Here is a 12,818-nt window from a genome sequence, read left to right as displayed (position 1 = left end):
TTGAAAAATACTTTTTTCACACTACTTCTAACTTATCTTATTATAACATAAATTAATTAATATCTTGCCTTATTAATTGTTATTTAAATATTATTAATATTTAAGCTATTACTAAATCGCTCAGCTAATTTAATTATGTCATCCTTTCTAGCAATTGCATCTATCCAATCTTTTGGTATATCTTCTATACCATAGTATATACCCGCAAGTCCACCGGCTATTGCTGCAATTGTATCTGTATCATTTCCAAGATTAACAGCTGCTAAGACTACTTCTTTATATCCATTTTTATTTAAAAAGCACCAAAATACAGCCTCTAATGTATCTACAACATAACCACTTGACCTTATTTCTTCTTTTTTCAGCTTTGGTATATCTCTATTTAATATCCTACTATATGAATTAAATTCTTTTCTAAAAACAGTATCAGAATAAAAATTAATAATATTTTCTTTTGTATTTTTATAAGCTTCCTTTTTTGAATAACCTTTTAAAAGATTTATTGCATATTCTACATATATACTACAAGCTAAAATACTTCTTAAATGTCTATGTGTAATCGAAGAAATTTTATGTATTACATTATATTTTTCTTCAGCTTTAAAATTTTTTAAGTAAAATGCTAAGGGTAATACTCTCATGAGAGAACCGTTGCCATTTGAATATTCATCATCAAGTCCAGCTTTTTCAGGGCTTATACCTTCAGAAATTCTGCAAATAGCTTCTTTAGTTGTATTACCCACATCAAAAGTTTCATTATATGGTGTCCAGTAAGAATTATAATACCATTTTACAAACCTTTCTCCTATATCTTCTAAATTCAAGCCATTGCATAAGCTCTCAACTAAACATAAAGTTAAAGAAGTGTCATCTGACCATGTTCCTGGTGGCTGATTATAAGTTCCATAACCAATCATATCTGTAACTGGTTCTTTTTTTAATTCTTCTCTTGATTTAAATTCTACAGGTACACCAAGAGCATCTCCAACACAAAACCCTATAATTCCGCCTATGATTTTATTTTTGCTCATTTTATCATCTCCTGAACTTCCTTAATATATTTTTCATGAGCATCATTTTTATATCTTCTTTGTCTCTTCTTTGTCGTCAAACTTAAATTAATTTTGTAATTATGAAATTAGTAGTTATTGATATTAAACCAAATAAAATTAAGCCAAATAAAAATGATTTTAGACCTTTATCTTTAATACTTTTTAAGTCTACAGAAAGCCCCATTCCGACCATAGCCATAAGTATAAAAGTAGAACTTAATTTTACTAATATCATCGAAAGTTGAGCTGGAATTATGCCTAATGAACTTATTACCCCAGCTATTATGAAATAAAATATGTACATCGGAAATTTTACACTAGAACTCTTTTCTTTTTTATTAAATATGTAACTTAGAACCATAGCTACAGGGATTAGCATTACAACTCTACCCATTTTTACGAAAGTTCCTATTTCTCCTGCTTCACTACCTCTAGCAAAAGCAGCCGCTATTGCATGAGCCACACCTTGAAGTGACATTCCAGACCAAATTCCATATTCGATATTACTAATTCCTGAAGCTAAAGCTATTGCTGAATACACTAAAACTCCTATAGCTCCTAAAAAATTGATAATAGATACTGCAACTACAGAATCATCTTCATCTGCGTTTATACAAGGAGCCATCGCTACTATAGCAGAAGCTCCGCATATACTGGAACCAACTCCTATAAGTATAGGAATTTTATTATTCAACTTAAACAATTTACCCAAATAATAAGCAATTATTAAAACGACTGGAACAAATATTATTATCATTAAAATAACTTTAGGTCCAAGGTTTAATAAAGACTTAAAGTTAAGCTTAAAACCAAGTAGAATAATTCCTACTTTTAAAAGTTTCTTTGCAGAGAATTTTATACCTGGTTTAAATATTTCTCTAGTTTCTAGTAAATTATTATACAAAATTCCTATGATAATACCTATAGTTAAAGCTTCTAAATTTACAATATGCTTTATTGAGTCATTAATAAATATGGAAATAAATGATATCAAATAAACAAACAAAATACCTGGTATAAATCTTTTAACATTTTCCACGAATACCACTCCTTCTACATTCTTTAGTTTTTTAAAACAAAACTCAAGGCCTTTAAACCTTGAGTTCTCACAATAGTAAAACGAGTAAGTCTATAAGCCGAGTTCTGTATCAACATTTTTAAGAATGCTTTTTGTGCTGCAAATGGCTATTTAAAGCCATTTTTATTTTTGGCTATATTTCAAAGAATAAAAACATTGCACAGAACCCATGTTATGTACTTAAAATTGCAGTACATAACTAGAATTATAAATTATTATTTCCTTTTATGCAACTAAAAATTTATTGAGTTCTGTACAAGAGAGGTGTGATATATTATACATGTGTAATATATCACACCTCTCTTATTATTTTAAAGGTTATTTACTCTTATAGTAGGCAAAGTTATCAAATAATTATTCAAAAAATCTTTCATTTATGCTACACTTTTGAACTGTTAGAATGGAGTAGAGCAATCAACAGTTCTTTAACTATTGTAACGTTCTTCATAATACTCTTTGTATAAATCACTATGCAATTTAGCCCTCCGATGATTTACCATTTGTTCTTCGGGTATCCTTTTATCAAAGATATTATTCTCAAAGTCCTCTTTCTTAATATCTTCTTTACTACTCAACTTCTTCCAAGTTCTATATAAAGAATCTATAAGTTCAGGAGAATAATTTCTAAATTTTTTTAATAATTCAACTGCATATTCAATTTCTTGTTGGTATACCCCCAATATACCCTGTTCATCATCATATGCTAAATGAAATAATTTATTATTATTTCTTACTTTATATGAATTTTTACCGTATCTTAATGCAATATAAGTGTTACTTGATTTTTTAGTATCTTCTTGTAAACTGTTCATAGCTTGTCCCATTATCAAAATAAATCTACCTTCATCTCCAAAACATTCAAAGTATGGATGAATATAATTTTTTATATTAGTTGATTTTGAACCTTTAAAACTTGAATTGCATGTACTACATATTGGAACTAAATTATAAATCGATAAAGCAAGGTATGGATAATCTTTTTTGCAGTAAAAATGGTCTAAATGACCTCGCTTTGTTCCATGTACATCTTTATAATAGCTAATGTCATTTAAATTACAATATGGACATACTTTTATATCAATTTCTTTATATAGTTTCACTGCATTCATCTTAGCTGATTCTTTATCACTATCACGTGAAACAAAACGTTCATATTCATCTACAAAATCATATTTTGATTTTATTATACTTTTATCTGCTTTTTTTAACATCGTTGAAATTTCTATATAAGTGTTGTCACTTATAATAACATCTTTTAATAAAAAATCTTTTTCTAACATATATTTTCCTTCAATAAATATTTCGCTTAGTTTCGTATTGTCATTAACCTCATAATGATTTTTAAACCAATTCCAGTAAGCTTCCTTAAAGGCGTCTGAGTATGGCGAACTAATTTTTACCATGTATATTCTCCTTTCTATCAATAGAATTTAAAATAATTTTTTTAAGAATAGGTTCGCCAATTATATTTAAAACATAATCTACATACTCTTTATTTTCAGAATACTTATTTTCGGTAATGAATCTTATAGTCTTCTGAATATTTTTATGAGCAAATTGTCCTGAAAAATCTTTCATAAAGAAAGCATTGCTAAGCAGAGTATAAATATTACCTGCAAATGTATTTTCTTTAAAACTATGTAATGATACTCCTCGTTTTGCGTCTTTTTTTAAAAAAACACAATTATCTTTGGGAAGATCTGATATTAAAAATGGTGAGTGTGTAGTTATAATATATTGCACTTTAATATTATAGTCTCTCAGCAATAACTCAGTTACTTGTATTAAAATGTCAATAAATCTTCTTGCTAAATCAGGATGTAATGAACTATCTGCCTCATCAATTAACACTAGTAATGTCTCTACTCGATCTAAGTATCTTGCTTTTCTTTTTACATAAGAATTTAGTTTTGCTATAGTTTTTAATATATTCATTTCACCTTCACTCATTCCATACCAATCTATCGAATATATTTCTTGATTAAAGTATTCATCATTCCTAAACATCCTGAATAGTAAAGGGAATAATTCACTTTTATTCTCAATATAATCTAGTTCAATTTCAAATCGTGTAGGTTTTGCATAATATCTAATTTTTGAACCATCTATTTTTGAAATACCATTTAATATATCCAAAATTTTCTCACTAGTCACTTTTATTTGAGCTGAGGATATTCTTAAGGTTGGTTTTTTCAATTTAATTTGCTCATCTCTTATAGGAAGAATTTTATTAATAAATGTTTCTAATGTACTCTCGAAACTATTATAATAATCAACATTATTAATATACTGATAATACTTATCTGAATATAAATCAATTCCTTCTAAAAAACATAAATTGTTTAAGTACAGTAAATAGTAGCAAAGCATAAAATTAACTAGATAGTTTAAATCTTTTTTTTCAGTATGTTGCAATATTGAATTATGATATTTATATGCTTTATTTAGATAAGGATCTAGCCCTTTATTTCCTTCTAATTTAACAATATCTCTAATTTTTAAAATGCTATTATCTCTTTCTGTAAAAATATGTAGAATTATTTTGTTGGGTAATTTTATATTTAAAGCTGAGTCAGCATTAATTGAATTTAATAAAGATAAAATTTCAATGATTATGTATGAGTTTAAAACTTGAAATGATTCTGTTTTAAATAATTCAAGTTCTTCATCAAAATCAATGTATGGAAAAAACTTGCCATTTTTATCAGATAGATTGGTTTTTCCCATTAATGGTGAATATTCTAAATTGCACTTTATATATTTAATCATCTGTTTTGATTCAATAGCAAGTCTAGACTTTGTAATACTTGGGATTTGATTAGCATGATTTTTATCATATAATTTTGTTACTAAGAATTCTGTATTATTTTTAATTTCTACCCTTAAAGTTGAAATGTATTTAATTACTTTATTTTTTTCATCAAAGTATATATGTAAATGATTGCACGAATATGGTAGTTCACCTTGAATATAACTAAGCAAACTGGATTTACCTGACCCATTACTACCTACAATTGCATTAATATTAGAAATTTTATTTCCAAAAAAATCATTTGGAATTAAATTTAATTTCTTTTCAATTTTGACATAAAAAACTTCATCTCGTTTTTCACATTGAATGTTAAAATATTTCGAAAAACTTATCCCTATATTTTTTAATATTTTGAAATCTTCAATCCATAGATATTCAAGCAACATAGCAAATTCTCCCCTTGACATAAAAATCATATTATCATAAACATACATTGCACTTTAAGATAACTATTATCTATGATAGAGTTCACCTTGAAATATTCTAAGTATATATATGCTATAATAACTTTAAAATTATATTTATTAAAAAAACCTATTTAAAATTATACCATAAAAAGTAATTATTACTAATGTCATTCTCAGAATATAAACATAAGTTTGTCAAAATTAAAATAAAGCATAAAGTTGCCAAACTGGCAAATCTATGCTTTATTCAATACATTACAGAGCTTCATAACTTCAAGTTATTCCATCATTAAAGTAACATACTCATGTTAATAACTTTAGTATTTAAATATTTTATTAATATCAGTATAAGCAATTTTTAACTGTCTCTCAACTCTCTATTCTCTTCTTCAAGTTTTTTAATTTTACACTTTAGGGATGTAATCAAAAATCATCTTTATTATTTTCATCCATTTCACGCTTAATTGGGCTGGAGTAGGTACTTATGATTGATGATGTCTTAAGCCCTCAATTCATTCTCTAATATAAAGATAGCTATATATAACTTTTTAAAGATTACTAGCCTCATTAGCCATGCTATTAAAATTTATGATTTTATTTGCCTTTATAAGTCTTTTTATTGCTTCATCTACATTTTGTCCTGTTTCAGCCTTTTTTGTTCATGTAACTGTTTTAAAAATTCTTTAATAACTTCTTCTGTTCTATTTGTTTATCTATGTATTCTCTAAATACCTACTAGTTATATGACCTTCAAAAACACTTCTAACTAAGATAAGAATATCTTCATTGAAGTAATATTTATTATTTTTAACAATTCTCAAACAGCATGTAGTGTTTCTCTACTTTTTGTAAAAACGAATTAATCAAAGTCATATGATATTTTTCTACTCCATCAAGATAGCAATATTTATCTAAAAATCTCACTTTCTTTATCACTTAAAAGATAAAACAATAAATGTATTAATGCTTTTCATCAAGTTTTATTATTATACCTTTCATTTTTTTATTAGATGTTAAAATATTAAACTTTTATTAATATAAACCATTATTCTACTCCTAAGGCTTTAAATACTGCATCTTCAGGACTTTGATAAAATGCTATCTGAAATTTAGCAAAAAGTTCTGGTGGTACAGTACTAATATCCGATGCTGACGCCATAGGAAGCAATATTTTTTTAGCCCCAGCATCAAAACAAACTTGTAATGTACTAGCAAGTTCTTCAACTTTATTTATTGTTCCACCAATACTCATAGAACCTAATATAACCATCTGACTTTGCACAGGTTTTCGTAATGCTCCTGAACACAATGCAATAAATGCTGCTAAAGATAATTCAGGTGTCATACCTATTCCTTGCAAATCTTGAATATGCATTAAAAAATCATTATTTTGAACCGAAATCGTTCCACTAATATTCTTTTTATTTGCTTTAAAATAATTAAAAGCAATATTAATACTTTCTTTAGCATCTCTATTTGAGCCAAGTCCGGTTCTCTCAAATTTCCCTGAACCTGCTACTACTTCTGTTTCAATTTTATAAACTCCTATCATACCAGAATGACTATGTCCAACTGTATATACATGCCCTGGTTTGCCTATTCCTTCTGGAATTAATTTACCCCCACCTTGCTCTGGTACAGTTACAAATTCTTCATTAAAACTTTCTTTATCTATATAAGAAAAATGAACATCATAAAACTCCATGCCACCAATTTTCTTCAATTGCTCTTTTACCCTTCTTCTTCCAACTAAAGCGTACCTTAAAATCTCCTCTATATCTTCTTTTTCAAATTCTCCATTAGGATATATGAGTTTTACAAGTCCAGAAACTGTTTTTCTAACTGCTATAACATCTCTTTGGTTTAAATTATTTCCTAATTTAAAGTATTTATCAAAAGCATCTGTGTAAGATCTTTTCCTCATTTCCCTAAAAAATTCTGCTAGATAATCTGTAATAAAACCATACTCATCTGTAAAATATTCTGGCCTAAATTTAGGAATATCCCATCCTGGTATATAATAATGCATTCTATCAAAAAAAGCCGTATCATATGCCATTGCTTCAGGGAAAGGATCAAATAAATGAGATGTTTTTAATAATACATCGACACTTTGATTTATGTTCCCTACAAAAACCATTGATGCTGAAGCATTTTTTTCTTCTTTTCCTCTTGCAAATGAGCCTGAAGCCATGTAATCTTTCATTATTTGAATTCCATCTTTGTCTTTAAAAGTTATACCTGCTACTTCATCAAATGCTACTACATCCCATAAACCAACAAGTCCTATTTTTCTTCTCGCCATATTATAGAAAAGATTAGCAACTGTAGTTTGTCCACCTGATATCAATATAGAATTAGGAGAAATTTCTTTATAAATATGCGACTTTCCTGTTCCCCTCGGACCTAGTTCACAAAGATTATAATTATTCTCAACCAAAGGTATCATACGACATAACAAATGCCATTTGACATTTTCTTTTAATTGTGTTGGCTCCATTCCAATAGATCTTAGTAATACATCAATCCATTCATCTTTTGTAAAATATCTCCTACCATTAAATATTTCTTCAATATCCATATTAGGCATTTGAATTGGAGTTAGTTTTGATATATTAAAAGGACTTACGCCTTTTATTTCTTCATCATAATAATAACTCATTTTTAAAATACACCAAATTCCACCTGATAGTAATTTTTCATACTCTTTTACATAATGAGGTGCTAACTCTACTCCTTTAAGTCCTAAATTAGAAAACTCTGCTTCATATATATCTTTCTTTTCATTAAGTTTTACCGTAACTTTGTCTATTACCGTATACTGCCCTAATTCTCTAATTTTCGATTTGACTTTTTCTGCTTCATCAGGTCGAACAAAATTGTCAGCAAGAATCTTTTTAACTCTTTCCACACCCTCATTTATGCTATCTTCATCATCAGTAGCACAATACATTCCTAACAAGTATTCGAGTACATAAACAGGCACATTGGCTCCTTCTTTAATCTTTTTAGTTAAATCCTTTCTTACTACTCTACCTGCAAAGTACTTATTTAATTTCTCATTAAGGTTGAATGTTTTATCAGAACTTTCCATGTTCTTCACCTACTTTTTTAATATACTAAAAGTCAAAATCATTTATAATTGCTAAGTCAATGATAAATGGTATCTTTTCATAGATTTTATCTACTGTTTCATCTTCATCTTCTAGTATTAAATAATATTTCTTAGATTTATCATAAGGCTGGTCTTTTAATGTAAATTTCTCTCTATACGTACGATCTTCTGGTTTAGATGATCTACTATCAGCAATAATAATATTCTCATTTGAAATTCTGTTCCCTTCTTCATCTACAAAATATAATTTTAATCTTATAGGTATCTTTTTATCTTCCACCTTTTCTGTTTGGAAAAACTCCAAATATGTGATTCTGTTAGTAATCTTTCTTGAAATATTAGTTAGTTTCACTTCTACCTTTGTAGATTTAAATTCATTCTTGCGTATATTTTTAAATTTAATTACTGGTATAACTATTTCTTGCAAAGATGCTCCTCCATGAACATAATTTGCTCCTGCACCTTGTACCTTAAACCTTGTCACACCTTTTGGTACTATTGCTTTTAAAGTAGTTTTATTCCCAAATATATAATTTAATGAAATTGATAATGTTCCTTCTATTTCAGGATTATCTTCTGTTAAAATAAATCTTCTACTTTCATCTAATGATTTTAAAGTAGTTTTCTGTATTTTATCGAATTCTTGTAATGTTGACCTTCTATATATAAATCCATGATCTGATGTTATATAAATATTAGTCGCACTAACATTATTTATTAAATTTCTTATAAGATTATTTAAATCGTCAAAAGTTTTCTCAACACCTTCAAAAACATCTCTTTCTGTTAAAGGTTTATCTCCTATAGCATCGATAACATTATGATAGATGTAAATCAAATTTTTGCCTTCAAAGACTTTCTTATAATCTTTTCTCTTCATATCTTTCATGTCGTTGTACTGTATTGCTATAGCATTATCTGAATAATTGAGCAATATCTTTTTTCTATTTTCTGTACCTTGACTATTAATTCCATCTACTATGATTTCTGACTTGTTATTTATTATAATTTCTCTATGAGGAAGTAAACTTGCCATGCCAAGTTTAGTATACGAAGGAATAACCCCTTGCATAAAAGTTATTTCAGCCTTACCCCTTCTTTGTACATTTAGAATATCACTAAATTCTTTAGCAGCCTCATATCTTAAAGCATCAGAAATAATTACAAATACTCTTTCATTATTTCTTACATGAGGTGCTATATAATTCTCATAAAAATCTATTTGTTGTGTAATGCCATTAATTCTAATATCTTCTTTCAATTCATTTTCTATAATATCAGACCATTTAATAGATAATTCATTCAAATACCAATGTGTATAAGTATTTTCTATTAACTCTACCAATTTGCTAAATTTATCTTTGTTTTGAATTTTATCATACGAAATGTAAAATTTTCTATAGAAATAATCGAATAAGTAATATTCTTTTACATAGTTTTCTATCATTTCATAGGCTGTCGAACCTCTTAATGTTTTTTGAAGTTTATTTTCTAATCTTAAAATCTCCATAGCATAATATATTGCTTCATACTCATACTTATATTTGTTAAACCAATGACTTGTCCTTCTACTATTTATAATTTTTCTATATCTCTCATACTCACCAATTTTTTCTATTAAATTATTTATTAATTTGGATATTATTTCTTCATCAAATGCTCTAAAAGTATCACAATTAATATAATTTTCTATATTCCACCTTGATAAATGTTTTCTTAAATTAATTTTCTTTTCAATTCTATCAGCAAGAATATCGTAAATCTCACTATCAACTGAATGATTTATAAAATGACTTAAAAATACTATTGCATCAGACTGCTTATTTGATATAAACTTTTCCCATGTATCAGGTAATTCTTCTTCAAGATTATAACTTAAATGAGTAATAGTAAACATAATCATAAGATGTTCAAGATTTTTATCTTCTAAATGGTATCCATACTTTTTCTCTACTAATTTCCAAAATTCATCTATATCTCCAAATCTTTTTATATCCTGTAAATATTTATTTTCGTCTTTAATTTCTTCTTTTAGTATAGTTCTCAATGCTAATTCGAAATCTGCCACTGATAATTTACATATGGTAGACAAAACTGCTATATGCACTTTTTCTTCAGTAAAGTTCTCTAATTTGTATGATGCAAACCTTTTATATCTTTCCTTATTTCCGAAAAATTTTAAATACTTTTTAAATGTATTTCTTAAACTATCATCTTTAACTCCTAAATCTTTCATTATTACAGTTGCTTTATCAGTAGAAAATTCACTGCTGTATTTTAAAATATCTAAAAGATAATTTTCTTTAGGAGAAGGCTTTGGAGCAGAAGAATATATTAAATAATTTGAATTCATATCCAATTTTTCTAATAAATATTTTATATAAAAACTATTATTATCTTTTAACTTTAATATCTTTGCATTTTTTAATTCTAATTCATCTATATCTTCTACAAATTCACCATCTGAATCATACCAGAAAATTATATGCCTATTTTTACCATCCGAAGGTTCTTTATCAAAATTTCGTTCTAATATGTTCTTTATTTCTTTTAGATTCATATTTTCACCTGCTTATTTCTATATTTCTTCTAACTTTTTAAATCCGTTTTGTATAGTTTTGTATTTTTCCCAGTCAATACTTTTAAGCATCTCATCAATTAAAGTAAATGTCTTTTGTGGAAACATTACTCCAAAAGTTACTGCCAATTCTCCTTTTACTTTCAATCTCTGGATATTGACATATTTATTTAAATCAAAACCTGCTATAAATTCTTTACTCTTTTCAACAATATAACATTCTTCCTTGCCAATTTCACAAATAGCGTCCATTAAAAACGTTTCTAATGCTCCATTTTTATTGAATGGTATAATAATAGGAAGTATTCTAACTATTATAGATTCTTCAAATTCATTAGTATATTCTTTTTCTGACCATTCATTATTTCGTAAATCAACTTCTTCTAAATACTCACTTAATTCATTAAGTAAATCCTCATCATTTTCTGAATAATCTCTGTCTGTCAAAATAATAATTTTATTAAATGCATCTTCTTTATCTGCTAGTCTATTTATTTTTAAAACTTGTTGAATAGCATATTTAAAATTGTCTTTCCCTCCAACACCCCAAATGGCTAATAAATCATCACCCAGTCTATACCAATTTGCTTCTTCATTTTGTATGTTTCTTACAGGAATATTTATTTTTCTTTTATCTTTTTTTCTGTAAAATTCCCATCCTTTAACTTTATTAAGATAATAACTAATCAAAATAGCATCTGATTTCCCTTCACACAGTAGTATGCTTTTCATTATCTCAACTCCATCCCAAAGTCTATTCTGCTGTCATATGCCTCTAATCCATTTAATATTCTGGCTTTAGTTTTTTCTCCCTCAGTGCTATTTTTGATAGTTATTATCCTTAAAGAATCTTTCAAAAAACTAGTATTGTCTAAATCTTTCTGACTTTCTAAAATACTATCAATAATCTCAATGCTGTGAGTTGTCATAAATACTTGTACTTTATATTTATTACATGCTTTTACAAACCATTTAAAAATTTCAACTAATGCATCTATATGAATTGCTGTTTCAACTTCATCTATTAATAACACTCCATTTTCTGCCTTTATAATAGATGAACCCAATAAAAGTACCTTCTTAAGCCCATCTCCATATGTAGATAAAGGCATTAATCCAAGTTTTTTATGTTCAATATATGGAACTATCTTTTTTTGTTCTTCTATCATTTCAAGACTAATTATATCTTTATCAAATATTTTAAGTAAATTTATTAATTCCTTCTTTTTACCTTTCTTAATAATCTCATTAGAAACATTCTTAAGTAAATGTTCTGCTGGAGTAACATATTCTATAGGTATTAATTTAAAATCGCCAATTATTTTAAAGTCCTTATCGTTTTGATTTAACTTTATGTTTTTTTCAAAAATACTATTGCCATGCTTAACTAGTATCTGTCCTTCAAACTCTTTAATTTCTGAATAAACATTTTCGGTTAAAATTGAAAATTCGTTACCCTTAATTGATATTTCAAAACTTTTATTTTTAACATTTGCTTTTATCTCTATGTTTTTAAGATTTTTATTAAACATGCTAGTAAAAATCGTATAGGCTGAACTCTTATTATTAAATATCTCTCTTGATCTACCTATCTTTATAATATTTCCTATCTCAAGAGGATATTGAAGAATTCCAATTGCTTCTAATACAGATGTTTTACCACTATTGTTCTTTCCGACAAAAATATTAATATCTCCCAAATCATTCAACTCTAAATTTTTAATTCCTCTAAAACTTTTTATAAATAAATTTTCAATAAATCTCACTTCTTCACCT

General features: G+C 26.8%; 8 protein-coding genes. All 8 read right to left on the bottom strand.

The features are described from left to right. Window positions 1–83: 83 nt before the first annotated feature. The 8 genes from TR13x_RS01090 to TR13x_RS01055 all read right to left on the bottom strand — a co-directional run bounded on the left by TR13x_RS01090 (window position 84) and on the right by TR13x_RS01055 (window position 12,808). Entirely contained in the window at window positions 84–1,031 is a 948-nt protein-coding gene (locus TR13x_RS01090) for an ADP-ribosylglycohydrolase family protein (protein WP_054870033.1), read from the bottom strand. Window positions 1,032–1,113: 82 nt separating this feature from the next. Beyond that, window positions 1,114–2,091, bottom strand: coding sequence for a YeiH family protein (locus TR13x_RS01085; protein ID WP_054870032.1), 978 nt, complete (start codon window positions 2,089–2,091; stop codon window positions 1,114–1,116). Between the two features lie 464 nt (window positions 2,092–2,555). After that, on the bottom strand, window positions 2,556–3,533 hold the full coding sequence (locus tag TR13x_RS01080) for a hypothetical protein (RefSeq protein WP_054870031.1): 978 nt from the start codon (window positions 3,531–3,533) through the stop codon (window positions 2,556–2,558). After that, window positions 3,520–5,328, bottom strand: coding sequence for an AAA family ATPase (locus TR13x_RS01075; protein WP_054870030.1), 1,809 nt, complete (start codon window positions 5,326–5,328; stop codon window positions 3,520–3,522). Before TR13x_RS01075 ends, TR13x_RS01080 begins: the two co-directional genes overlap by 14 nt. 1,066 nt (window positions 5,329–6,394) lie before the next feature. Further along, window positions 6,395–8,443: a protease Lon-related BREX system protein BrxL gene (gene brxL / locus TR13x_RS01070; protein ID WP_054870029.1), complete on the bottom strand. Its 2,049-nt coding sequence runs from the start codon at window positions 8,441–8,443 to the stop codon at window positions 6,395–6,397. A 25-nt stretch (window positions 8,444–8,468) separates the two neighbouring features. After that, the gene (pglZ, locus tag TR13x_RS01065) at window positions 8,469–11,024 is read right to left on the bottom strand and encodes a BREX-1 system phosphatase PglZ type A (RefSeq protein WP_054870028.1); all 2,556 of its coding nucleotides are present in this window, start codon (window positions 11,022–11,024) and stop codon (window positions 8,469–8,471) included. Between the two features lie 18 nt (window positions 11,025–11,042). Then, window positions 11,043–11,774, bottom strand: a complete 732-nt coding sequence (locus tag TR13x_RS01060; RefSeq protein WP_054870027.1) for a DUF3226 domain-containing protein — start codon at window positions 11,772–11,774, stop codon at window positions 11,043–11,045. Further along, on the bottom strand, window positions 11,774–12,808 hold the full coding sequence (locus tag TR13x_RS01055) for an ATP/GTP-binding protein (protein WP_054870026.1): 1,035 nt from the start codon (window positions 12,806–12,808) through the stop codon (window positions 11,774–11,776). The genes TR13x_RS01060 and TR13x_RS01055 overlap by 1 nt, the downstream gene beginning before the upstream one ends. Window positions 12,809–12,818: the final 10 nt, after the last annotated feature.

The organism is Caloranaerobacter sp. TR13, assembly GCF_001316435.1.
In the GTDB taxonomy this organism is placed as follows: Bacteria; Bacillota; Clostridia; order Tissierellales; family Thermohalobacteraceae; genus Caloranaerobacter.
The sequence above is the reverse complement of the archived record's forward strand: the minus strand, read 5'-3'. Positions and strand labels throughout refer to the sequence as shown.